This window comes from Vulcanisaeta sp. (assembly GCF_049966235.1).
Taxonomy (GTDB): domain Archaea; phylum Thermoproteota; class Thermoprotei; order Thermoproteales; family Thermocladiaceae; genus Vulcanisaeta; species Vulcanisaeta moutnovskia.
On record NZ_JBMFVA010000084.1, the window covers coordinates 1 to 584 of the forward strand.

Below are 584 nucleotides of genomic sequence, written 5' to 3' on the forward strand. Positions count from 1 at the left end.
AGGGCTTAGACTACAGTGAGGTTGATTACAGGCCCACTAATTGGCCAATGCCCCCGAGGCTAATCTTCGATGGAATCAACGTTGAACCCAACACGCCGAGTGAACTATACATAACTGACACAACCTTCAGGGATGGGCAACAGGCCTTCTACGCCTACAGCCCAGGCGACGTTAAGGGGCTTTTCAAACTCCTCTCAGAGCTGGATAACGGTAGTGGGAGGTTGAGTAGGAGTGAATTCTTCCTATACACTGAGAGGGATAGGAGGATTGTTAAGGCTGTGATGGAGTTGGGCTTGAATTACCCTAAGGTTATTGGTTGGGGTAGGGCTAGGGTTGATGACGTTAGGTTGATTAGGGAAAGCGGCTTGGATGAAATGGTTATGCTAATGTCAGTCTCAGACATCCACATTAAGGCTAAGTTCAACACAACTAGGGCGAGGGCAGCCGAGAAGTACCTTGAAGCCGCTGAGGAGGCTATGAGGAGTGGCGTAGCCCTACGATGCAGCCTAGAGGACGTGACAAGGGCAGACGTGGTAGGCTTCGTAGTACCCTTCGTTAGGAGGCTGATTAGGCTTAATGAGAGG

At 50.5% G+C, this 584-nt stretch carries 1 pseudogene; it reads left to right on the forward strand.

Going from position 1 to position 584, the window contains the following annotated elements:
* A pseudogene (locus ACP5L5_RS11835) lies at positions 1–584 on the forward strand (2-isopropylmalate synthase); the annotation flags it as partial.